Origin of the sequence: Komagataeibacter saccharivorans (assembly GCF_004348195.1) — a bacterium.
In the GTDB taxonomy this organism is placed as follows: Bacteria; Pseudomonadota; Alphaproteobacteria; order Acetobacterales; family Acetobacteraceae; genus Komagataeibacter; species Komagataeibacter saccharivorans.
The window spans coordinates 1,772,460-1,795,161 of sequence record NZ_CP036404.1 but is presented as its reverse complement, the minus strand read 5'-3'; the positions used below and the strand labels follow the sequence as shown (position 1 = coordinate 1,795,161).

The 22,702-nt window shown below is 62.2% G+C and carries 23 protein-coding genes; 11 read left to right on the top strand and 12 right to left on the bottom strand.

What is annotated here, in order from left to right:
- Window positions 1-3: 3 nt before the first annotated feature.
- Together KSAC_RS08170 and KSAC_RS08165 are read right to left on the bottom strand one after the other, a co-directional pair.
- Window positions 4-723, bottom strand: coding sequence for a response regulator (locus tag KSAC_RS08170; protein WP_102325457.1), 720 nt, complete (start codon window positions 721-723; stop codon window positions 4-6).
- Window positions 724-805: 82 nt separating this feature from the next.
- Window positions 806-1,828: a cysteine synthase A gene (locus KSAC_RS08165; RefSeq protein WP_132305056.1), complete on the bottom strand. Its 1,023-nt coding sequence runs from the start codon at window positions 1,826-1,828 to the stop codon at window positions 806-808.
- A gap of 149 nt (window positions 1,829-1,977) precedes the next feature.
- Here KSAC_RS08165 and KSAC_RS08160 point away from each other — a divergent pair, with 149 nt between their 5' ends.
- The gene (locus KSAC_RS08160; RefSeq protein WP_132305054.1) at window positions 1,978-2,388 is read left to right on the top strand and encodes a rhodanese-like domain-containing protein; all 411 of its coding nucleotides are present in this window, start codon (window positions 1,978-1,980) and stop codon (window positions 2,386-2,388) included.
- Window positions 2,389-2,424: 36 nt separating this feature from the next.
- Here the strand turns inward: KSAC_RS08160 and KSAC_RS08155 are convergent, their stop codons facing one another.
- Window positions 2,425-3,318: a DUF2272 domain-containing protein gene (locus KSAC_RS08155; RefSeq protein ID WP_102325460.1), complete on the bottom strand. Its 894-nt coding sequence runs from the start codon at window positions 3,316-3,318 to the stop codon at window positions 2,425-2,427.
- 234 nt (window positions 3,319-3,552) lie between these two features.
- Between KSAC_RS08155 and KSAC_RS08150 the strand changes: the two genes are divergently transcribed.
- Entirely contained in the window at window positions 3,553-4,551 is a 999-nt protein-coding gene (locus KSAC_RS08150; protein WP_102325461.1) for an aldo/keto reductase, read from the top strand.
- A gap of 68 nt (window positions 4,552-4,619) precedes the next feature.
- Here KSAC_RS08150 and KSAC_RS08145 read toward each other — a convergent pair whose 3' ends face one another.
- Complete coding sequence (locus KSAC_RS08145; RefSeq protein ID WP_118962760.1) at window positions 4,620-4,994, bottom strand: hypothetical protein; 375 nt, start codon at window positions 4,992-4,994, stop codon at window positions 4,620-4,622.
- A gap of 71 nt (window positions 4,995-5,065) precedes the next feature.
- Window positions 5,066-6,799 carry a Na+/H+ antiporter gene (locus KSAC_RS08140; protein WP_118962761.1) on the bottom strand — a complete coding sequence of 578 codons (1,734 nt, stop codon included), beginning with the start codon at window positions 6,797-6,799 and terminating at the stop codon, window positions 5,066-5,068.
- Window positions 6,800-7,079: 280 nt separating this feature from the next.
- Here KSAC_RS08140 and KSAC_RS08130 point away from each other — a divergent pair, with 280 nt between their 5' ends.
- On the top strand, window positions 7,080-8,012 hold the full coding sequence (locus tag KSAC_RS08130) for a DnaJ C-terminal domain-containing protein (protein WP_102325464.1): 933 nt from the start codon (window positions 7,080-7,082) through the stop codon (window positions 8,010-8,012).
- A complete protein-coding gene (locus tag KSAC_RS08125; RefSeq protein ID WP_102325465.1) occupies window positions 8,009-8,338 on the top strand; it encodes a chaperone modulator CbpM in 330 nt (109 codons plus the stop codon). The genes KSAC_RS08130 and KSAC_RS08125 overlap by 4 nt, the downstream gene beginning before the upstream one ends.
- 86 nt (window positions 8,339-8,424) lie before the next feature.
- On the opposite strand, the gene KSAC_RS08120 is transcribed toward KSAC_RS08125, so the two are convergent.
- On the bottom strand, window positions 8,425-8,829 hold the full coding sequence (locus KSAC_RS08120; protein ID WP_102325466.1) for a hypothetical protein: 405 nt from the start codon (window positions 8,827-8,829) through the stop codon (window positions 8,425-8,427).
- Window positions 8,830-9,065: 236 nt separating this feature from the next.
- Between KSAC_RS08120 and budA the strand changes: the two genes are divergently transcribed.
- The 5 genes from budA (at window position 9,066) to KSAC_RS08095 (ending at window position 15,844) form a co-directional block, all read left to right on the top strand.
- A complete protein-coding gene (budA, locus tag KSAC_RS08115) occupies window positions 9,066-9,869 on the top strand; it encodes an acetolactate decarboxylase (RefSeq protein ID WP_371207534.1) in 804 nt (267 codons plus the stop codon).
- Window positions 9,870-9,941: 72 nt separating this feature from the next.
- Entirely contained in the window at window positions 9,942-11,633 is a 1,692-nt protein-coding gene (alsS, locus tag KSAC_RS08110) for an acetolactate synthase AlsS (protein WP_102325468.1), read from the top strand.
- Between the two features lie 196 nt (window positions 11,634-11,829).
- The gene (gene dld / locus KSAC_RS08105) at window positions 11,830-13,563 is read left to right on the top strand and encodes a D-lactate dehydrogenase (protein ID WP_132305052.1); all 1,734 of its coding nucleotides are present in this window, start codon (window positions 11,830-11,832) and stop codon (window positions 13,561-13,563) included.
- 83 nt (window positions 13,564-13,646) lie between these two features.
- Window positions 13,647-15,341, top strand: coding sequence for an alpha-keto acid decarboxylase family protein (locus KSAC_RS08100; protein WP_132305050.1), 1,695 nt, complete (start codon window positions 13,647-13,649; stop codon window positions 15,339-15,341).
- Between the two features lie 86 nt (window positions 15,342-15,427).
- A complete protein-coding gene (locus tag KSAC_RS08095; protein WP_132305048.1) occupies window positions 15,428-15,844 on the top strand; it encodes an NUDIX domain-containing protein in 417 nt (138 codons plus the stop codon).
- Window positions 15,845-15,904: 60 nt separating this feature from the next.
- Here KSAC_RS08095 and KSAC_RS08090 read toward each other — a convergent pair whose 3' ends face one another.
- The 3 genes from KSAC_RS08090 to KSAC_RS08080 all read right to left on the bottom strand — a co-directional run bounded on the left by KSAC_RS08090 (window position 15,905) and on the right by KSAC_RS08080 (window position 18,803).
- Entirely contained in the window at window positions 15,905-16,090 is a 186-nt protein-coding gene (locus KSAC_RS08090; protein WP_132305046.1) for a hypothetical protein, read from the bottom strand.
- Between the two features lie 211 nt (window positions 16,091-16,301).
- Window positions 16,302-17,279 (bottom strand): phosphotransferase enzyme family protein, encoded by a 978-nt coding sequence (locus KSAC_RS08085; protein ID WP_132305044.1) that lies wholly within the window; start codon window positions 17,277-17,279, stop codon window positions 16,302-16,304.
- 45 nt (window positions 17,280-17,324) lie between these two features.
- Window positions 17,325-18,803, bottom strand: a complete 1,479-nt coding sequence (locus KSAC_RS08080; protein ID WP_102325474.1) for a carbohydrate porin — start codon at window positions 18,801-18,803, stop codon at window positions 17,325-17,327.
- 253 nt (window positions 18,804-19,056) lie between these two features.
- Between KSAC_RS08080 and moaB the strand changes: the two genes are divergently transcribed.
- Window positions 19,057-19,620: a molybdenum cofactor biosynthesis protein B gene (gene moaB, locus KSAC_RS08075; RefSeq protein ID WP_132305042.1), complete on the top strand. Its 564-nt coding sequence runs from the start codon at window positions 19,057-19,059 to the stop codon at window positions 19,618-19,620.
- Between the two features lie 16 nt (window positions 19,621-19,636).
- Window positions 19,637-20,212, top strand: a complete 576-nt coding sequence (locus tag KSAC_RS08070) for a DJ-1/PfpI family protein (protein WP_110547078.1) — start codon at window positions 19,637-19,639, stop codon at window positions 20,210-20,212.
- 45 nt (window positions 20,213-20,257) lie between these two features.
- On the opposite strand, the gene folE is transcribed toward KSAC_RS08070, so the two are convergent.
- The 3 genes from folE to metZ all read right to left on the bottom strand — a co-directional run bounded on the left by folE (window position 20,258) and on the right by metZ (window position 22,623).
- Window positions 20,258-20,863: a GTP cyclohydrolase I FolE gene (gene folE, locus KSAC_RS08065; protein WP_132305040.1), complete on the bottom strand. Its 606-nt coding sequence runs from the start codon at window positions 20,861-20,863 to the stop codon at window positions 20,258-20,260.
- A gap of 60 nt (window positions 20,864-20,923) precedes the next feature.
- Window positions 20,924-21,334, bottom strand: a complete 411-nt coding sequence (gene apaG, locus KSAC_RS08060) for a Co2+/Mg2+ efflux protein ApaG (protein WP_102325478.1) — start codon at window positions 21,332-21,334, stop codon at window positions 20,924-20,926.
- A gap of 86 nt (window positions 21,335-21,420) precedes the next feature.
- The gene (gene metZ / locus KSAC_RS08055) at window positions 21,421-22,623 is read right to left on the bottom strand and encodes an O-succinylhomoserine sulfhydrylase (protein WP_102325479.1); all 1,203 of its coding nucleotides are present in this window, start codon (window positions 22,621-22,623) and stop codon (window positions 21,421-21,423) included.
- Window positions 22,624-22,702 lie beyond the last annotated feature (79 nt).

Genomic DNA, 22,702 nt, shown 5'->3' with positions numbered 1-22,702 from the left:
TTGTCAGAGACGCTCGACTTCCGCGGCAAGGACATAGCCACCCCCGCGCACGGTCTTGATAAGCTGGGCGTTGCGCCCGTTATCCTCCAGCTTGCGGCGCAGGCGGCTTATGGCCACGTCGATCGCGCGGTCGAACGGTCCCGCCTGTCGCCCGCGCAGCAGGTCGAACAGCATGTCGCGCGTCATGACCCGGTTTGCGCGTTCCAGCAGGGCCAGCAGCAGGTCATATTCGCCCCCTGTCAGCGGGACTTCCACTTCATCGGGGTTGAGCAGGCGGCGGCGGCCCGTATCCAGCGCCCAGCCCGCAAACCGTAGGGTATGCAGCACCGGCACGCTGCGCGGATCAGGCGTGTCGGATGCGCGGCGCAGCACGGCGCGGATGCGCGCCAGCAGTTCGCGCGGGTTGAAGGGCTTGGGGACGTAATCATCCGCCCCCAGTTCCAGGCCGATGATCCGGTCGGTGTCATCGCCCATGGCGGTCAGCATCACGATCGGCACATTGGCCTGCGTGCGCAGCCAGCGCGAGATGTCCAGCCCGCTTTCGCCGGGCAGCATCAGGTCAAGAATGACCAGTTGGTAATGGCCTTCAGCCCAGCGGCGACGGGCTTCATGCCCATCGCGCGCGGTGGTGACGCGCAGTTCGTTGCGTTCAAGAAACCGTGCCAGCAGGTCACGGATTTCACGGTCATCATCAATGATCAGGATGTGCGGCAGCGGGGTCATTTTCGCAGTTTACATCACCGCGCGGATCGCCGCACCAGATGTTTCACTCCGTTGCAATTACCCCTGCCGCAACCCCTTGATATCAGGCCAGCCACTGCGGAACAGGCAGGCTCTTGCTGTGCAGGAAAGCGGGATTGAACAGCTTGGACTGGTACCGCGCGCCGCCATCGCACAGGATGGTGGCGATGCGGTGCCCCGGCCCCATCGCGCGCGCCACGCGGATGGCGGCTGCGATGTTGATGCCGGCCGAACCGCCAACCGACAGCCCTTCATGGATCAGCAGGCTGTAGATTTCCTCCAGCGCTTCGGCATCGGGGATGCGCACCGCATCATCGAAATGCAGCCCTTCCAGATTGCCGGTAACGCGCGACTGGCCGATGCCTTCGGTAATGGAAGAACCGCTGACCGACAGGTCGCCCGATTTCACCCAGCCATACAGGCCCGAGCCTTCCGGGTCGGCCAGCACCACACGCGGACGGTCCACGCCCGCCTTTGCTGCCATGTCCTCCAGCCCCAGCGTAACCCCCGCCAGCGTGCCGCCCGTCCCGCACGAGCAGGTGAAGGCGTCGATCCGCCCCCCCATCTGTTCCCATATTTCGGGGGCGGTGGTGTGGCGGTGGCCCTCACGATTGGCGGTATTGTCAAACTGGTTGGCCCATACGCCGCCGGTTTCTTCGGCCAGACGGCGCGAGACATGGACATAATTGCCCGGATCACGGAACGGCTTGGCGGGCACAAGGCGCAGGTCCGCGCCGATCATGCGCAGGAAGTCGATTTTTTCCTGGCTCTGCGTTTCCGGCATGACGATGATGGAGCGGTAACCCCGCGCATTGGCCACCAGCGTCAGGCCGATCCCGGTATTGCCTGCCGTACCTTCCACAATCGTGCCGCCGGGCTTGAGCACGCCACGGCGTTCGGCATCGTCGATGATCGCAAGGGCGGCACGGTCCTTGACCGATCCGCCGGGGTTCATGAATTCCGCCTTGCCGTAGATTTCGCAGCCCGTCGCTTCCGATGCCCGTCGCAGGCGGATCAGGGGCGTATGGCCTATGGCAGCCGGCATGTCCGATGAGAGGGATGAGGCGGGATTTGCACTTTCGGCCATAAGGCAGCACCTTCACTGGTCTGGATCATATGATGTGGCACGGCTGGCTACAGGGCGGTCAGGCCGTGCGGATTGCATTCCTTACTATCAGGAATGCGGCGGGCTTGGCATATCCCTAAAACAGCTTTTGCCGATGAAAGGAAACAGGAATGATTGACGATATTTCACCTTCCGCCACATGGGAGGCGGTGCGTGGCCGCCCCAACGCCCATCTTGTGGACGTGCGTACGCCCATGGAATGGGAACATATCGGCGTGCCCGACCTGTCCGATGCGGGCAAGGAACTGGTGCGCGATAGCTGGCAGCTTCCCCCGGCGGGACAGGTCAACCCCGACTTCATCGCCACGCTGGAAAAGGCGGGGATCGGCAAGACGGATGAGGTCTATTTCATCTGCCGTTCCGGCGCGCGCAGCATGGCCGCGGCCCACGCCGCCTATGATGCGGGCTACCACAACGTGTACAACGTGGCCGACGGGTTCGAAGGGCCGGAGGATGCAACCGGCCACCGTGGCCGCCTTGCCGGATGGCAGGCATCGGAACTGCCCTGGTCACGCGGCTGACATGACGGCTGCGGGCTGGCCCGTGGGGTCTGCTCCCTACTGGTCGGCCTGCGGTTCGCGGTCCGCATCGTAATGGACCTGCAGCACGGCACACCACGGATAACGCGGGTCCAGACTCTGGCCCCTGCGGTCGGACACGCGGCCATCGGGGCCTACGGGCACATGCGTCAGGGCCACGGCGTCGTCTATGTTACCGCCGATGATGCTGATTTCGCGGCCAAAGGGCGCATCGTTCAGTCCGGTCGCGACAACAAAGCCGCAATGGGCGGGAAAGCCCTGCGCAGTCGGCAGGTCACGGAAGCGTACGGATTTGCTGCTTCCGCGCCCCACGCACAGCAGATCACCCAGCTTCGGGGCGTAGCGGGCGGGATTGCGGGCCGTCACACCCTTTTCCACCCCCGCCGCCGCCGCGTTGATGTAGGTGGAATGGTTGGGTGAATAGGCGAAGCGGTCATTGGCGCCCGCCACCCGCATCACATAGGAAATGAAGGCCGCCGACCACGCATACAGCCCGTCATGCACGAAGTCGGTTATATGTCCGTCCGCATCATGCTTGCCATCCCATGACGCTTCGGTTTCCTGCGGGTCCTGCCCGATCCACCAGTATTCCCCCACGCGCTGCCACAGGCCGGGCGTGCGTTCGGGCTTGACCAGCGGCGTTGTGGGTTCGAGGCGTTCCAGCGGGTCGTCATCATTGACCGGCTGGCCGAACAGCCGCCATTCGCGCAGCGCTATGGCCACCACGTCCTGCCGGGTAAAAGGCTCGTAATTGCGGGTGGCGAAATCCGGTACATGGGTATTGACGGCCAGTGGTCCCGAACCGTTGGCGTACTGCGCAACCGGCGTTACGGCCCGCGTAGGGTGGCTGTCCGGGCCATGCGCGCAGGCTGCAAGGCAGGCCAGTGGGGCGAGAAGGGCTATCTTGCGCAAAATTGGCTCTCTCCATTGCAGGCGGCTTGTCCATCCATACGGCGCGAACCAGACTGACGGAAGGGGCCTTGCCGCTTGTGGCCGCGTAAAAATTGCAACACCTGCCCGCCCGATCGTGTTGGGAAGGGAGCGACCGGCCTGCCGCCCGGCCGCCGCGGGGGCAGGTGACGCCATGGTGTCTCGCCACGGCATGCGGTACGGTTGCGCCCGCAACATAAACACGGAGAGCAGTTCATGCCCGAAGCGTCTGTTATGGAAACAACCACGATCCGTGGCCTGAAGAATCCCGTATCGCGCATCGCCCTTGGCACATGGGCCATTGGCGGGTGGATGTGGGGTGGCCCGGATGACCGGCAGGCCATCGCCACGATTCAGGAAGCGGTCGATCTGGGCATTACCCTGATCGATACGGCGCCCGTATACGGTTTCGGCCATTCGGAGGAGGTTGTGGGTCAGGCCCTGCAGGGGCGGCGCGACAGGGTTGCCATTGCAACGAAGGTCGGTCTGGACTGGACGGAAGATCACAAGCCCTTCCGCAACACATCCGCGGCGCGCATCCGTAAGGAAATCGAGGATTCGCTGCGTCGGCTCCGAACGGATTACATCGACCTGTATCAGGTGCATTGGCCCGACAGCGCCGTTTCGATGGAGGAAACCGCCCGCACACTGGAATCCCTGGTGCAGGAGGGCAAGGTGCTGGCCCTCGGGGTAAGTAATTTCACCATCGCGCAGATGGAGGAATTCCGGGCATTCGCGCCCCTGTCCGCCGTGCAGCCGCCTTACAACCTGTTCGAACGCGCGATGGAGCATGATATCCTGCCCTATGCCCGGCAGCACGGGCTGGCCATTCTGGCATACGGGCCGCTGTGCCGTGGCCTTCTGTCGGGCAAGATGACGGCGCAGACCGAATTCGGCCCCGACGATCTGCGCAGCGCCGATCCCAAGTTCCAGTCGCCGCGTTTCGCGCAATATCTTGAAGCCGTACGGCAGTTGCAGGATTTCGCGCGCGAACGCCACGGCAAGTCCCTGCTGGCGCTGGCCATCCGCTGGGTTCTGGATCAGGGACCGACCATCGCCCTGTGGGGCGCGCGTCGCCCGGACCAGATTGCCGCCGTCGCGGATGCGATGGGCTGGAGCCTGAGTGCCGCGGACCTGCGCGATATCGATACGATCCTGAACACCTGCATCAAGGACCCCGTAGGGCCGGAGTTCATGGCCCCGCCGGGCCGCTAGGCTGATGCCGGACCGGGGTGGCCAGTGTGCTGCCCCGGATTACCTGATGGATATTTCATCACCCGGCATTACGGGCTGACAATACCACCCACGTTATTGTCGTAGCGTGCTTTCCATACCCCTTCTTCGACCATGCACTGGGCAAAGAACTTCTTGTGGTTGCTGCCCCCCGCGGAAATCTGGGAGCTGCCGCCGGTCCCGCTGAAGATCGCGCCGGTTGCGGATGTAGCCTCGCATTTCTGTTCGGCGGCGGCGTAGCGCGGGTTTTCCCTGGCAAGGACGGGCTCATAACCGCTGATATACCCGTACGGGGAATTGCCGTGGATATGGTGTTCACGCACGCTGAAATGGTGTGAACGGGCATGGGCGCAGGGTGCGGTCACGGCGGCAGCGCACAGGCCAGCAGTCAGGACACCGGCGGTCAGGACGCGGATGGATGGCATGAGGGCTGTATCTCCTGTGCGCAGGGGCAGGGTCGTCTGGGGGACTGATATAGCCGCCCTGCCGTTTCGTGTCAGGTCGTGCCAGCGTGATCGTGCCCTGCGTGGGGGGCGCTGTCGGGACGGGGAAGGGATCGGGCCTCGATCTGGAGTTCCTGTTCAATGAAGTCGAGTTCCTGATTGATCGTCCACTCGGTTTCATCATTGATGCGTTTCTGGATGACGCGCATGTGCAGGCGTTCGCGCATGTGGCGGATGATGCGGAAGCGCAGCGCCAGTTCGGCGCGCTTTTCACGGATGGCGGTGGCGCGGATGCTGGCTTCCGCCGCGCGTGAATTGTCCAGCCTGTGCACCGTGTCCTGATATTCGTGCAGCAGGCGGCCAATGGCTTCCTGTTTCAGGTCGATCGATTCTTCCTTGTCAGGTGTGACCACAAGTTCCTGCTGTGCCAGTGCGGCCTGTTCCGCATGCAGGGTCTGGATCGCGGTCTGCGCCAGTTCGATGCGCATCATGTCCAGTTCATGCAGGGCGGGATCGTTTTCATCCGTGCTGATGCCATGCAGCAGGGGCGGGATGGACAGGCTGGCCAGCAGCAGCGAACAGATGATCACCCCCGCCGCCAGCGTGACCAGCAGTTCCCGCCCCGGAAAGCCGGGGCCAGCCGCACTGGCCACCGGCAGCGACAGCACGGCCGCCAGCGTAATGGCCCCGCGCGTGCCTGCCACCGTCATCAGCAGCACGGTGCGGGCGGAGGGGATGACCGTCTTGCGATGGCGGAAATGCGCGAACAGCCGCCGCGCCGAAATCGAGATCCATATCCACGCGAAACGGATCAGACTCATCATGAGCTGGATGCCGATGATCGCCAGGATCAGGAACCATGGCGATACCCCGCCCGCCCGCGCGATCCGCGCGCCCCCCGTAACCAGATCGGGCAACTGAAGGCCCAGCAGCAGGAAGATCACGGCGTTGAAGGTGAAATTCACCATGTCCCATACCGTGGTGGCCTTCAGGCGCGTTTCTGTCCGCGCTTCATTCATTACCCCGGTGAACTTGACCGTCATGCCGCCCGCCACGGCGGCCAGAATGCCCGAACACTGCATCGCGTCGGCAATCAGGTAGATGCCGAACGGCAGCATCATCGCCAGCGTGATATGGGTGGGCGGGTCGTCATAGCCGCGTACCAGCAGCACATGTTCCGCCCGGCAGGCCAGCCATGCGGTGATGATGCCGATCAGGATGCCGCCCATGGACATGAAAATGAAACTGCCCAGCGCCTGCTGGAACGAAAACAGCCCGGTCATGGCCGCCGCCACGGCGAATTTGAAGCAGACCAGCCCCGATGCGTCGTTAAGCAGCGCTTCCCCATGCAGAAGGTGCACCACGCGCGCCGGCGCCCGCCCGCCTTCGATCATGCTGCCCACCGATACCGCATCGGTGGGGGACATGACGGCGGCCAGCGCGAAGGCGGCTGGCAGCATGATGGGCGGGATCAGCCAGTGGATGAAATATCCACATACCAGCGTGGTGAACACCACCAGCCCCAGCGCCATCATGATGATGATGTTGCGCAGCTCCCCGAACTCACGCATCGGCATGCGGTAGGCATCGGCATAAAGCAGCGGCGGTATGAACAGCAGCAGGAACATGTCCGGATCGAAGCCGATGTTCAGCCCCGCCAGTGCGGCGATGGCGCCCACCGCGATCTGGATCAGGGGCAGCGGCACGGGAATGCGACCCACGCGCGATATCAGGCTGCTGATACCGGTCACGGTCAGTAATGCAAGAGTGAGGAAAACGGCATGCATCGGGGTTGAGTCTTTTTATATTTCTATTGTTTAAGTCAAATACTTCATTTTTCGTTTAATTAAAAATACAAAAGATGTTATTATCAATTCTCTGCTTTGCTATTTTCTTCTGCCAGCCATGCGTTACCGCAGCCCGGAAGATTTCATCGCCCTTCATTGACCCGTCCTCCTCCACTTCCCATTATTGAAGGAAGACTGGCCGCAAGGCCGTATCATGATGTTCGGGGATGGGCGTGGCGTGGCCAGGCTGGCAGGTTCCTGACGAAGGGATGGTTTTTAAGTGAGCAAGGACCCATACGAAGTACTCGGCATAGCCCGTTCGGCCAGCCAGGATGACATACGCAAGGCCTATCGCAAGCTGGCCAAGAAGTACCATCCTGACCTCAATCCGGGCGACAAGGTGGCGGAAGAGAACTTCAAGGCCGTGGGGGCTGCCAACGCCCTCCTGTCCGATGAGGAACAGCGCGCCCGCTTCGACCGGGGCGAGATCGACGCCAGCGGCCAGGAAAAGGGATTCGGCTTTGGCGGTGGTGGTGGCGGCTACCGCGATTATGCGGAGGGGCCGCAGGGCTTCCATTACGGCGGCAACCAGTTTTCGGAAGATGACCTTGGCGATATCTTCGGCACCATGTTCGGTCAGGGCGGCGGTGGCGGCTTCCGTCGCAGGCCGCAGGGACCGCGCAAGGGCAATGACCGGCAGTATGCGCTGACCGTCAGCTTTCTGGACTGCGTCAATGGCGGTACGTCGCGCATCACCCTGCCCGGTGGCGCCACGCTGGACGTGAAGATTCCGCCCGGCATTACCGATGGACAGGTCCTGCGCCTGCGCGGCAAGGGTGATCCGGGGCAGCAGGGCGGCCCGGCGGGCGATGCGCTGATTACCATTACGGTTGCGCCCGACAGCACGTACGAACGTGACGGCGATGACATCCGCATGTCGCTGCCGGTGGACCTGAAAACGGCGGTGCTGGGTGGCAGCATCACCATTCCCACGCCTGCGGGATCGGTCAAGATGAACGTTCCCCCCAAATCCGACAGCGGCAGCGTGCTGCGGCTGCGCGGGCGCGGGGTCAAGGCGCATGGCGGAAAGGAAGCGGGCAACCTGTACGTGAAGCTTCAGGTCACCATCGGCAAGGTGGATCAGGCCCTTGAGGACTTCCTGAAGAACTGGACACCCGGCGGGACAGCGGAGCAGCGGGAGGCCAAGGCATGATCACGCTCGAAACCCTGTGCGTGCGCATCGGCAACGTGCCGGCGGCGGATGTGCAGGGCTGGATCGATAATGCATGGCTGCGGCCCGAGGGCGCGCCGGGACATTACCTTTTCCGCGAGATTGACGAGGCACGCGCCCGTCTGATTGTCGAACTGCGCGACGATATGGGCGTCAATGCCGAAAGCATGCCCGTGGTGCTGTCCCTGCTTGACCAGCTTTATGCCGCGCGCCGCCAGATGCTGCGCCTGCGTGAGATCATAAGCGTGCCGCGGGAAAGCGAACTGCGCGGCAGGGTGCGCGCCCTGCTGGCCAGCATGCAGGACTGACCCGTCCACGGTCAGGTAAGTCCCTGCCTGTTCACCCCCGTACCACAGCGTGGTGCGGGGGTGTTTTTTCAGGTCGCCCCCTGATTTCAGTCGGCGCGGCTGAGCGGCAGGTCCAGCTTCTGGCCCGGCTTTGTGCCCTGCATCCGCAGATCGGCGCTGTTGGGCGAGGTCAGGCGGAAGATGGCGTGCGGATCGTCATTGACCGAACGCAGGGATGTGGCGTCCTGCACCTTCATTTCAATCGTGCGGCCGGTCAGCCCGGTAATCTTGTTCAGCGCATCCGGCAGCGTGAGATAGAGCCGCGCAGCGGGGCCTGTCGCCTTGTTGGCGGTAATGGTGACGGGCTTCAGGCCCAGTGCTGTCCATTCGCCGGTATACGCACCCGGACCATAGGGGGGCTTGGGGTCGGTATCATCGGCGCGGGCCACGCCGCTGCTGGCGACAACGCCCGTCAGGGCCAGCGCGGCAAAGGCCATGTGAAGTGGTTTCATAATGCAGTCATCCTGATCTTCATTCACGGACCACAATGGCAGGCGTGTAGCGCACAGGGCAAGCCGGTCCCCCGCATGGCGCGGGATGAGACGGGCTTCCCATGGAGATTGCCATATATTTTATGTATGGAAGTAGCCTTGAATATATATTGGACGTACGAACCTGCGTGCAGCACCATCGCCGGGCAATCACATATGACCGGAAGACGGGGGATGCCGGACGCATTCCTTTTCCGTTGCAGGAGGCTGAGGTCTTGAAGCTGAAATGCTACTCGCTGGGCGATGTCGATACCCGGTCCAGCGCCGCGGATGCGACGGGTGTACGTCCCCGCATGAACCGACTTTATCAGACATCGACAATGGCGGCCCTGCTGGACGCGGTGTACGATGGCGAAACCACGCTTGACGAACTGTTGATGCACGGCAATTTCGGGCTGGGCACCTTCAACGCGCTGGATGGCGAAATGATCGTCAATGACAGCGTGATCCACCAGTTCCGCGCCGATGGACAGGCCGGGCGCGTGCCGGGCGATCTCAAGACGCCATTTGCCTGCGTCACCTTCTTCAACCCGGAGAAGGAGTACATGATCGACACGGCGCGCGACAAGGAAGGCTTCGAGGCGATTGTCGACCAGCTTGTCAACAATCCCAACCTGTTTGCCGCCGTGCGCTTTACCGGCATGTTCGAACGTGTCGAAACCCGCACCGTATTCTGCCAGTGCCGCCCCTATCCGCCGATGCTGGACGTGGTCGCCCGCCAGCCGACCATGCAGCTCGGGGCCTCCACCGGCACCATGCTCGGTTTCCGCACGCCAGGTTACATGCAGGGCGTCAATGTCGCGGGCTATCACCTGCACTTCCTGACGGAAGACGGGCGTCGTGGCGGGCACCTGACCGATTACGCGGTGCTGAAGGGGCGGCTGGAAGTCGGGGTCATTTCCGATGTGGAAATCCAGCTTCCCCGCACGGAGCAGTTCGCGCGCGCCAACCTCTCCCCCGAAAACATTCACGAAGCCATTCGCGTGGCCGAGGGCGGCTAGGGATCATCCCCCGCCCCACTGAGATGATCGCGCGCGCAGGGCTGCGGCGCCAACGGTTCAGGATACCATATCATGACTGACAAGACCCAGTCGCCCGCGCCACAGTGCGGGGCGGACATGATCGTGCGCAATCTGGTTGCGCATGGCACCACCCATGTATTCGGCATTCCGGGCGCGAAGGTGGACCGATTGTTCGACGCACTGGTCGACTCGCCCATCGAAACGGTGGTGACCCGTCATGAACAGAACGCCGCCTTCATCGCGGGCGGCATCGGGCGGCTGACTGGCAAGGCAGGCGTTGCGATCGCCACATCCGGCCCCGGCGCGTCCAACTTCGTGACGGGTCTGGCCACCGCCAATTCCGAAGGCGATCCGGTGCTGGCCATTGGCGGCGCGGTCAAGCTGGCCGACCGGCTGAAGCTGACCCACCAGAGCATGGACACCGTCGCCCTGTTCCAGCCGATCACCAAATACAGCGCGGAAATCACGTCCCCCGCCGCCGTGTCGGAAGTGATGGCCAACGCCCTGCGCTTTGCCGAAAGTGGCCGCCCGGGTGCTGCCTTCGTCAGTACGCCCATGGATATCCTGTCCATGCCGGCACAGGGCAATGTTCTGGCCGGGCGCAAGCTGCCCACGCCGGGCGCCGCCCCTGTCGAGGCGGTGAACGAGGCGCTGGCACTGGTGCGCAAGGCCCAGCGCCCGGTCATCCTGCTTGGCCTGCTGGCCAGCCGTCCCGACGTGTCCGACGCGGTGCGCGCGCTGGTGGCGACGACAGGCGCGCCGGTTATTGGCACCTATCAGGCTGCCGGGGCGGTATCGCAGGAACTGTCCGACCGTTTTGGTGGCCGCGTGGGCCTGTTCCGCAACCAGCCGGGCGACCAGTTGCTGCATGAGGCCGATCTGGTCATTTCCATCGGCTACAACCCGATCGAATACGATCCGTGGCTGTGGAATGTCGATAATGGCCGCAAGATCGTGCATGTCGATGTAGTGGCCGCCGAACTCGATACCCATTACGACCCGGCGGTTGAACTGGTTGGCGATATCGCCGCATCCGTCCGCGCCCTTGCAGCCCAGGCGGGCAGGCTGCCGCGTGCCCCCCAGCTTGAAACGATCCTGGCGCAGTATCACGCCACGCGCCTGTCCGCGCTGTCTGGCGCGCGCAGCACGAGCAACACGGCGGTCCATCCGCTACAGATCGTGCGTGAACTGGAACAGTTCATCACCCCCGATGTCACGATGTGCCTGGACATGGGCACCTTCCACATCTGGCTGGCGCGTTACCTGCTGTCCTTCCGCGCGCGTCAGATGCTGATCAGCAACGGCCAGCAGACCATGGGCGTCGGCCTGCCGTGGGGCATTGCCGCAAGTCTGGTCAATCCGGCGCAGAAGGTGATTTCCATATCCGGCGATGGCGGGTTCATGATGTCGTGCATGGAGCTGGAAACGGCGGTGCGGCTGAAGTGCAACCTCATTCACATGGTCTGGGTCGATCAGGCCTACAACATGGTGGAAATGCAGGAAAAGAAGAAGTACGGTCGTGGTTCCGGTGTGGAATTCGGCCCCATCGACTTCGCCATGTTCGCCCGTTCCTGCGGGGCGAAGGGTATTGCCGTCCAGTCAGCCGATGGCGTGGCGGGCGCATTGCGCGAAGCCATGGAAGCCGAAGGGCCGGTGGTGATCTCGGTTCCGGTCGATTATTCGCAGAATCACCTGCTCATGAAGCCGTTGGCCACACTGGGTGAAACATCGGCGGCGGCGTAAGGACGCCCTGCCACAAAATCCGCCCCGCAACAGCCCGAACGGGCGGCGGGCCGGTCTGTCCGGGCATATGACATGAGCATTTTATGCGTAAGTGCCATCATGCGGAACATGCCAGACTGACAGCCACATACCATGAACGTGCCTGATCCGTTAAAGCAGGCTGACGTTTTGTACATGGTATCTAGGAAAACGAAGAATGCTGGAAATGGCACAGGACATGTCATCGCTTGCGGGCGTGGATCTGGTTACGGAACTCAAGGATATCGTCGGTCATCACCATGTGCTGACCGAGGACGGGGCCACACTGCCCTACCGTCGTGGATTCCGCTTCGGGGAAGGGCGGGCGCTTGCGGTTGTCATGCCCGGTTCGCTGGTGGAACAGTGGCGCGTGCTTCAGGCCTGCGTGCAGGCTGGCGTCATCGTTATCATGCAGGCGGCCAATACCGGCCTGACCGGTGGTTCCACTCCCGATGGCAACACCTATGACCGTGACATCGTGATCGTGCACAGCATGCGCATGCGTACGATCCACCTGATCGGAGATGGCAGACAGGTCGTCTGCCTGCCCGGCGCCACGCTGGACCAGCTTGAGAACATGCTCGCCCCCATCGGGCGCGAGCCGCATTCCGTTATCGGATCGTCCTGTATCGGGGCATCGGTCTTCGGTGGCGTCAGCAACAATTCGGGTGGCGCGCTGGTCCGCCGCGGCCCGGCCTATACCGACATGGCGCTGTTCGCGCAGGTGTCCGAAACGGGGCGGCTGCAACTGGTCAACCATCTGGGCATCGAACTGGGCGATGATCCCGAGGACATCCTGCGCCGGGTGGAGGAAGGCAACTTTCCCGAATCCAGCATCAACTGGCAGGCCGGGCGCGGGCATGACGATGATTACGCCCGGCATGTGCGTGAAGTGGATGCCGATACCCCGGCCCGCTACAACGCCGATCTGCGCCGCCTGCACGAAGGGTCGGGCTGTGCGGGCAAGCTGGGGCTGTTCGCTGTCCGCCTTGATACGTTCGAGGCCGAGAAGAACCCGGTTGTTTTCTATATCGGCACCAACGCGACGGACGTGCTGGAAGATGTGCGCCGCCACATCCTGTCCTCCTTCACGGAACTGCCGATCGCGGGGGAATACCTGCATCGCGACGCATTCAACATTGCCGAGAAGTATGGCAAGGACACCTTCGTCATCATCCGGATGATCGGCACGAAACGCCTGCCGGCCATGTTTGCCATGAAGAATGCGTTCGACCGGATTGCTGATCGCTTCAGCTTTCTGCCAAAGCATTTCAGTGACCGCGCCATGCAGTTCATGAGCCGTTTCTTTCCGCAGCACCTGCCTGCGCGGATGCGCGACTACCGTGACCGGTTTGAACATCACCTGATGCTCAAGGTCAGCGCATCAGGCGCGCAGGAAGCGCGTGATTTCCTGAAAAGCCATTTCGCGACGCATGAAGGGGACTTTTTCGAATGTACCCCCGATGAGGGTTCCAAGGCGTTCCTGCACCGCTTTGCCGCCGCTGGCGCCGCGATCCGTTACCGCAATGTCCATACCGACACGACCGAGAACATCGTGGCCCTTGACGTGGCGCTGCGCCGGAACGACCGGGAATGGTTCGAGGTGCTGCCCAAGGACATCGAGGACGAAATCATCGTCAAACTGTATTACGGTCATTACCTGTGCCACGTGATGCATCAGGATTACGTGGTGCGCAAAGGCTATGACTGCATGGCGCTGGAACACCGGATGCTGCCGCTGCTGGACAGGCGTGGCGCACGCTATCCGGCGGAACATAATTTCGGCCATCTTTATGCAGCGCCTGACGATGTGCTGGCCCATTACCGCCAGCTTGATCCATGCAACTGTTTCAATCCCGGTATCGGTCAGGCCACCAGGCGCCGGAACTGGGTTGCCGAAAGTCTGGGCTAGTTCTGCCGTCCTTTCGGCATGTGTTCCCCACCCGATGGGGACGGGCGCGTATGCGCCCGCACAAGGGAAGGAAAGTCTGAATAATGACATATACAGTCGGCCATTATCTTGGTGAACGTCTGACACAGATCGGGCTTAAGGATCATTTTGCAGTGGCGGGGGACTACAACCTCGTCCTGCTGGACCAGCTTCTGGAAATCGACGGCCTGAAACAGGTCTATTGCTGTAACGAACTCAATTGCGGCTTCAGCGCCGAAGGCTATGCCCGCGCAAACGGGGCTGCGGCGGCGGTCGTGACCTTCAGCGTGGGCGCGCTGTCCGCGCTGAACGCCATTGGTGGCGCCTATGCCGAAAACCTGCCCGTCATCCTGATTTCGGGCGCGCCCAATTCCAACGACCATGGCAGCGGGCACATCCTGCACCACACCATCGGCACGCCCGATTACGGCTACCAGCTTGAAATCGCCAAACGGCTGACCTGCGCCGCCGTTTCCATCACCTGCGCCGAGGATGCGCCGGTCCTGATCGACCATGCGCTGCGCACCGCCCTGCGCGAAAAGAAGCCCGCCTATATCGAGATCGCGTGCAATATCGCCCCGCAGCCCTGCTCACGTCCCGGCCCGGTGGGCGCCATTCTGGCCGATGCCCCGTCCGATGCGGATACCCTGCGCCTGGCGGTGGATGAACTGGCCAGCTTCATCGCGGCCCGCAAGAAGCCTGTCATGCTGATCGGCAGCCGCCTGCGCGCCGCAGGGTGCGAGGATGCGGCCATCCGTCTGGCCGATGCGCTGGGCTGCGCCGTGGCGACCATGGCCGCCGCCAAGAGCTTCTTCCCCGAAGATCATGCAGGCTATGTCGGCACGTACTGGGGCGATGTCAGCAGCCCCAAGGCGCAGCAGATATTCGACTGGTCCGATGGCATCCTGTGCCTTGCGCCGGTTTTCAACGACTATTCCACCGTGGGCTGGACGGCGTGGCCGAAGGGCGAGAATGTCGCGCTGATGGATGGCCGCCATATTGCCGCCGGGGGCAAGGCATTTGATGGAATTCATCTGCGTGACGTGATCGATGCCCTGATCGAACGGCTGAAAGGCCAGCCGAAAAAGGATGCGACACTGGTTGAATACCGTCGCATCCACACCCCGGCCGGACAGGCTGCACCTGCCGCCCCCACCGCGCCGCTGGTCCGTGCGGAAATGGCGCGTCAGATCCAGAACCTGCTGACGCCCGATACCACGGTCATCGCGGAAACCGGCGATTCGTGGTTCAATGCCATCCAGATGAAGCTGCCACGTGGCGCGCGCGTGGAACTGGAAATGCAGTGGGGCCATATCGGCTGGTCGGTGCCGGCCACGTTCGGTTACGCGGTGGCGGAACCGGAACGCCGGATCATTGCGATGATTGGCGATGGGTCCTTCCAGCTCACCGCGCAGGAAGTGGCACAGATGGTCCGGCTCAAGCTGCCGGTCATCATTTTCCTGATCAATAACCGCGGCTACACCATCGAGGTCCAGATTCACGATGGCCCGTACAACAACATCAAGAACTGGGACTATGCGGGGCTTATGTCCGTATTCAACGCGGAAGATGGCCACGGCAAGGGTTTCCGCGCCACCACCGGGGCGGAAATGGAAAAGGCGATTGCGGCCGCTCTTGAGAACCGGGATGGTCCAACCCTGATCGAATGTGTGATCGACCGTGATGACTGCACCAGCGACCTGATTTCGTGGGGGCGGCGTGTAGCCACCGCCAATGCCCGCCCGCCCGCAGCGCGCTAGGCGGCAGGGATTTTCAGGTGTCAGGGGGTGCCTTCGGGCACCCCCTGTCGTATGGGGGCACGCGATCTTTACGGGAGAGGCAGGACATGGCGAACACGACCGGACCGCGCGTAGGCTGTGGCGCGGCGATTATCGACAGTGATGGCCGTATCCTGCTGCTACGTCGCCTGCGGGGGCTGGAAGCGGGATGCTGGGGTCTGCCGGGTGGAAAAGTCGATCCCTATGAGACGACAGCCCATGCGGCTGAACGCGAAATTCATGAGGAACTGGGCATAACCATACAGGCGCGCGACCTGCTGTGCCTGGTGGAGGAAATGGACGCCATCGGTGGCCATCACTGGGTTTCCCCGGTCTATCTGGTCATGTCATGGCAGGGGGAGCCGGCCCTGATGGAGCCGGAAAAGCATGAAGGGCCGCAATGGTTCGCGCCCGACTGCCTGCCGGACGATCTTACGACGCCAACCCGGCAGGCGCTGGCCGCCCTGCTGCAGCGATCAGCCTGAACGGTGCGGCGGGAGCCTGTCTGATTGTGGTTGTGAGTGGGGAATAAACCCCTACCGGGATCAGGACGGTTCGACAGCCCGGTCCAGTTTGCGGGCGTAATCGCGCAGCGCACGGCGATGACGGGAATAGATCATGCGTGTGGTCTGCGACCGGATCGGGAGTTCATCCGCTGCCATGGGCAGGGCCGTGGCCGGAACGGGCGCCGTTGCGGGGGACGGGGCGGTTGTGTTGATTGCAGGGGTCATTGCTGCTTTTCCGCTAGGTGCCAAGGACAGGTCGTGCTCCGGCTGGATGGCTGTTAACCGAACGACACATTACATAGCGGTCATATATGTTGGAAATAGGGCATAAAAGACATAGCTGGTCCAAAAAGAATTTCTTCATATAAATTTAAATTTATATCGCGCGTTCAGCATCATGACCGGGCGGACGGATGCGGGATTTCAGGCGCGGATTTCAGCCAATATGGCGCAGGAACCGGCCATCCGCCCATGCACGGCACAGGCCAAGCGTGCGCGGGAACCAATCGGTGCCAAGGCTTTCGACCTGCCGGGTATGCCGATGGGTGCCGGTCCATGCCAGAAGCTGGATTCGCCGCTGGATGATCAGGGCGGGCAGGATATCCAGATCGGCCTGATCCATATGCCCTGCCGTCACATACCCGCGCAGCCAGTGATCGATCCAGCGGGGAACCTGCGGGTGATCTTCATGGAAACTCAGGGCGGCTGCCAGATCCTGCATGAACCAGCTTATGCCGCAGTCATCAAAGTCGATCAGGCGTGTCCGGTCATCACTGACAAGCAGGTTCGCCAGCCGCAGGTCGGCATGGATCAGCCCGAATCGCTGCTCCGGCTGGCCGTAATCGTCCAGTTGCGCATTGATGCGTATCAGGCAGTCCGCAATCAGTTCGCGTGCTGCATCCGTCATGCCCGGAACGTCTTCCCACTGGCCCCACAGGGCATGGGGCCCGGTCATGGTGTCCGGTGTCCATATCTTGCGGATGAACCCCTGTGGCCGAACCCAGCGTCGGCTGTGGTCATGCAGCCGGGCGGTGATGCGGCCCAGACGGGTAAAGGCTGCGGGATCAATATCGGGTGTGGGTTCGGTCCCATCCATCCATGCGAACATGACAGCATGGCGGACAGTATCATCGGGCATCGGCAGCGTATGGATACGCGCGCCATCGGTCCCCGGCACCGGCACCGGTACTTCCACCCCGGAATCGCGCAGGGCATCCAGCCACGCCAGTTCACTGTTGATTTCAGTGACGCTGTGGTAGCCGGGACGGTGCAGGCGCAGCGCATAGCGTTGCCCCGTAGCCGTATCGACACGGAACATGACGTTTTCGGAAATGGAAAGCAGGCTGGCCTGCGCATCGGGCAGGCCATAATGCGCCAGTGCGGCATGGGCCAGCAGGGGGAGGGAATCGGTCATGATCCGCCTCCCATACCGCGCGTCGTCGTGGGGATGAAGACCGTTTTACAGGATGCAGTTGAACTGCAGGCCCATCACCGCCGCATCATGATACGTGGTCGTGCCGCCGGGGCGGTTGATATACTGGAAATCCGGCTGGAAGCTCATGCCGCGCGCGGTGTGAATGTTGTAGAAAAGCTCGTAAACATTCTCATGCGTCTGGATGCCCCACGCCTTGCCCCACTGGTTGGTGAGGAACGGCGTCCCTGCAAGGATCGAGGATTCCTGCTGCAGCACCGAAGCCCGGCTCATCTCGAAATAATGGAACATCGCGCCCAGCGTATCGAGGGGACGGCCCCACCGCGCACCGGTTTCCACGATGCCGGCCCAGGTATGGTCCTTCATCGCCGAGATCTTGCCCGAAGTATACATGTACCCCGCCAGCGCGATCAGGCCGTTGGTGGGCCCCGCGCCATTGCGCATGATCATCTGGTCGGCTTGGAACCATGCCGTGCTGACACCGGACTGCTTGCGGAAGGGCAGGCCCGTCAGGACGGCGGAGTGGCCGTTAATATCCGAATACAGGTCATTGTACTGCGAGTTGTCATAGCCGTAACCCGCCTTGTAGTGACCGGCGAGGTGGTTGCGGCCGAATTCGGGCAGCCAGCCGATTTCCACCGGGGTAGAGAACTTGCCAAGGCCGCTCTGCGCCCATGACCAGCCCGAAATGCCGCCGTTATAGGCATGGGGTGAAACCGCGAACATACCGGCCATGATGTAGGTATCGACCGTGGGCATGACGCGCATCACCACACCAAGGTTGCCCGAAGGCCAGTCACGCCCGCCCGGCACGTATTTGCCCGGTGCGGGGTTGCCGCATATCGATACGTTCATGAAGTCACAGTACAGGGGGGAAGCGGCGAAGAAGCTGCCCACCGGAATCCAGCCCGCGCTGATATCCAGCCGGTTATGGAACAGCGCCTGTTCGGCATACATGTAGACAAGATGGGCGACCACGTTACCACGGGCACCATAGATCTGCTGCACGCCCGCAAGGGAATCGTGGATGTAGTCGGTACTGTCGTTACGGCCATGGCCGTTCACGATCATGGTATGCGTCCAGAAATTCTTCGGGCCACCCGCCAGTTTGTTCCAGTCGATGTCAATTTCCACACCGACCTGTCCCGCATCCGTCACGCCCTGCTTGGCGCCGCCGCGGAAGTTGCCTGCCAGTTCTTCATGAACGTCGGCTTCAATATGCACGCCATGGCGCAGCAGGAAGGGCTGCAGCCCCGCCCACTCACCAAAAAAATGCTGGTTGCCGTAGGGCGCGCTGAAAAACTGTCCCGGGTCCTGTACGGAAACATTCCGTCGGGAATTGACGTTCAGGCTGGGCTGGGAGCCCACGACGCCCTGACCTTCACCTGCGATGGCCTGCGCCCGTGCGGGCGCGCTCAGGGTGAAAAGCGCCAGAAGAAACAGGGGGAACGGTATTAAAAAGCGGGTAAATGTTCTGATCATCCGCACATCGATAGCATATTTCATGCCTATTATAAACCTTGGGAGGGGAATTATGAAAAAACTAAAGGTATGTAAAATAATCGTAAAGAGGATTTTTTTGTTATAGCAATATATTGATACAGTGCTTCGCTAATCTTTGTTATATCTTTTTGTGCAACGCACAAATACATCGTAAGTTTACGCTTCTTCTCACATATTACTGATTTCTTTATATCCAGCAGGCCCCGGGCGTTCCGGACCGTTGACGTCTGGCTGCCGGAATGGTGAACATGGCCGCATGTCGCGCCTTGATATGAAAAGACCCTTCCTGCCGGTCCGCATCGCGGTCCTGACGGTATCCGATACCCGCACACCGGAAACGGACCGGTCGGGCGATATCCTTGCCAGCCGCATTGCCGGTGCCGGGCATATCGTGGCCGCACGCGCCATCGTGCCCGATGATGCGCGCCAGATCGCGGCCACCCTGTCTGGCTGGATCGCGGATGAGCATGTTGATGTCGTCATCTCGACCGGCGGCACCGGTGTAACCGGGCGCGATGTCACCCCCGAAGCGTTCGGGCAGGTGATCGAGAAGCGTATCGAAGGGTTCGGTGAACTGTTCCGCATGCTGTCTTACCAGAAGATCGGCACGTCCACGATCCAGTCCCGTGCGCTGGCCGGGGTGGCGGGGGGAACCTACCTGTTCGCGCTGCCCGGTTCGTCCGGCGCGGTGAAGGACGGGTGGGACGATATTCTCGTCTGGCAGCTCGACAGTCGCCATGTGCCCTGCAACTTCGTGGAACTCATGCCCCGCCTGCGCGAACATCTTGCCCCCGGCCCGGATGCTGGACACGGGCACTGAAGGAAAGAAACGGATAATGGCCACACCCAGACTGCTGCTTCTCGCTGGCGATTATGTCGAGGATTATGAGGTCATGGTGCCGTTTCAGGCGCTGACCATGCTGGGCTACCAGGTGGATGCGGTCTGTCCGGGCCGCAGCCGGGGCGAGCATGTCCTGACCGCCATTCACGATTTCGAAGGCGCGCAGACCTACAGCGAAAAGCCGGGCCACCGCTTTGCCCTGACCGCCAGTTTCGATGAAATCCGCCATCAGGATTATGCCGGGCTGGTGCTGCCCGGCGGGCGGGCGCCCGAATACCTCCGGCTGGACGCGCGGGTGATCGAACTGGTCCGCGCCTTTGCCGACAGGCCGATCGCCGCCATCTGCCATGCGGGTCAGTTGCTGGCTGCCGCGCGCATCATTTCGGGTCGCAAGGTGTCGGCCTATCCCGCCTGCCGCCCGGAAGTGGAACTGGCGGATGGCGTTTACGCCGATATCGCCATGGACGCGGCGATAACGGATGGCAGGCTGGTGACCGCCCCCGCATGGCCTGCCCACCCCGCATGGCTTGCGCAGTTCATCGCCGTGCTTGGGGCGAAGGTCACGCTCTGAACCGTCTGCCGGGGCGCGTCATGTGCGGCCCCGGCGCTGTCATGTTCAGATGCCGCTGCTGTTCATGGGCGGACGGTTCAGGATCGACAGGAATTCCCGCCTTGTGTCCGAATTGCTGCGGAAGGTGCCCAGCATGCGGCTTGTCACCATCGACACGCCGGGACGATGCACGCCGCGTGTGGTCATGCACTGGTGCGATGCCTCAATGACCACGCCCACACCGTAGGGCTGGAGTTCTTCGTTGATGGTGTTGGCGATCTGGGCCGTCAGGCGTTCCTGGATCTGGAAACGCCGGGCATAGGCATCGACCACGCGGGCCAGCTTGGAAATCCCGACAACGCGCTTGCGCGGCAGATAGGCCACATGCGCCACGCCGATGATCGGCACCATATGATGTTCGCAATGGCTTTCCACGCGGATATCGCGCAGCAGGACCATTTCGTCATAATCCTCCACTTCGGAAAAGGTCCGGCGCAGCAGGTCGACGGGGTCTTCGGCATAACCGCAGAAGAATTCGTCATATGATTTTATGACCCGCTCGGGTGTATCATGCAGGCCTTCGCGGTCGGGGTCTTCACCAGCCCAGCGCAGCAGGGTGCGTACGGCTTCTTCTGCATCCGTGCGGGAGGGGCGGGAATCGATGGCGTTCATTATGTGGGTTCTTGTTGCATGGGCGCGTCCCTTGGGAATGCGCGGCAGAGGGGGAATTTGCTAGTGCAGGATGGTCGGGTGGTGCGGGCTGTCCAGACTGAACACGGGTATGGTGACATCGAAATGCTGCCGGCTGGCCGGGCAGATCATGTGGTAAGTGCCCCCCATGAAGCCCGTGGGCGTTTCAAGGGCAGCACCTGACATGTATTCGAAACTGGCGCTGGCGTCGATAAGCGGCTGTTCGCCTACCACGCCATCACCATCCACCCGCTCGATCCGGCCCTGTCCATCCACGATGCGCCAGCTTCGCCGCAGGAGCTGGACCGTTTCCGTACCCTGATTTTCGATACGGATGCGGTAGGCCCAGACATAGCGGTGTTCATCGGGTTCCGACTGGTCATCAAGCCAGAAGGTCTGGACCACCACGCGCACATTGTCGGTCGTCGCCTCGAAACAGGGGGCGTTGTCCATTGTCTCGCCCAGCGGGGACTCCGCTCCTTCCCCACCGGGGGGAGGGAAAGGCCTGTTCTTGCTCATGGAGGGGAACTCCTCGGGGGTTAGCGGTTTGCCAGCGCCGCAATGCCGCGCTTGAGGTCGTCAATCAGGTCGTCGGCATCTTCCAGCCCGACGGAAAAGCGGATCGCGCCATCGGTAATGCCAAGGCGGGCACGTTCTTCGGGGGCCAGCTTCATATGTGTGGTCGTGGCCGGGTGCGTGACAAGGGAGCGCGCATCGCCAAGGTTGTTGGAAATCGAGATGACGCGCAGGGCGTTCATGAAGGCGAAGGCTTCTTCCTTGCCGCCTTCGACCTCGAACGCGACCAGCGTGGAACCGGCGGACATCTGCTTTTGCGCCAGTTCATACTGCGGGTGATCCTTGCGGCCCGGATAGAACACGCGCGCGATGCCCGGTGCGTCCGCCAGGAAGTCGGCCACCTTTGCCGCATTCTGCGTCATGGCGTTTACGCGCAGGGCAAGTGTCTCGATGCTCTTGAGCATGACCCACGCGTTGAAGGGGGACAGGCTGTTGCCGGTATTGCGGGTGAAGGGGCGCAGCACCTCGTCAATCCACTTGGCATTACCCAGAACCGCGCCACCCAGCACGCGGCCCTGACCGTCGATATGCTTGGTGCATGAATACACGACCACGTCCGCACCCAGTTCCAGCGGCTTCTGGTACAGCGGGGTGGCGAAAACGTTATCCACCACCACGATGGCGCCCGCCTTGTGGGCGAGATCGCAGATCATGCGGATATCAAGCACATCCAGCATCGGGTTGGACGGGCTTTCCAGCAGCACGGCGCTGGTGGGTCTGGACAGCGCATCCTTCCATGCGGCCAGATCGCCGCCATCGACAAACACCGTCTCCACACCGTAGCGGGGCAGCAGTTCGGCTACGATCCAGTGGCACGAACCGAACAGGGCGCGCGATGCGACGACCCGGTCACCGGCACGCACCTGCGCCAGTAGCGCGGAGGAGACGGCCCCCATGCCCGTGGCGGTCAGCACACAGGATTCCGCGCCTTCAAGGTCGCACAGGCGGCGTTCAAGGTTGGATACGGTCGGGTTGCCGAAACGCGAATACTGGTAATGCGAGACATCGCCGGTAAATGTGCCTTCCGCCTGTTCGGCGTTGTCGTACACAAAGCCGGAGGTCAGGAACATCGCCTCGCTGGTTTCACCGTAGGGGGTGCGCTCAAGGCCCGCATTGATCAGGCGCGTTGCCGGGCGGAGGGTTCTGGGATCAGGCTGGTCAGTCATGACGGATGTGAATTCCTGCAAACAGGGTGGTCTGGATATGCGGACCACGACCCGTGCGCACGGGTCATGTGCGCCAAGT